Here is a 271-nt window from a genome sequence, read left to right as displayed (position 1 = left end):
CCATAAGCTGAGCTTGCATATCCGTTGGAAAACCAGGATGTGGCTGAGTACGGATATCAACTGCCTTTGGACGGCCTTTCATTTGTGCGCGAATCCAGTCATCACCGCTCGTGATAGTTGCACCCATGTCTTCGAACTTCTCTAGCACTGGCGTCAATAATAGAGCAGATGTTTTTTTGGTCAATACATCGCCACGTGTCATCAAGGCACCAGCAAGGTATGAGCCTGTTTCGATACGGTCAGGGACAACTGAGTATTCACAGCCGTGTAG

The 271-nt window shown here is 48.7% G+C and carries 1 protein-coding gene; it reads right to left on the bottom strand.

The window, feature by feature from the left end; translation table 11 throughout:
- On the bottom strand, window positions 1–271 hold a 271-nt coding region (locus AAEY83_RS15175; RefSeq protein ID WP_502945195.1), incomplete at both ends, for a carboxyvinyltransferase.

The sequence above is a fragment of the Psychrobacter sp. TB20-MNA-CIBAN-0197 genome (assembly GCF_040309765.1).
Classification (GTDB): Bacteria; Pseudomonadota; Gammaproteobacteria; order Pseudomonadales; family Moraxellaceae; genus Psychrobacter; species Psychrobacter submarinus.
The sequence above is the reverse complement of the archived record's forward strand: the minus strand, read 5'-3'. Positions and strand labels throughout refer to the sequence as shown.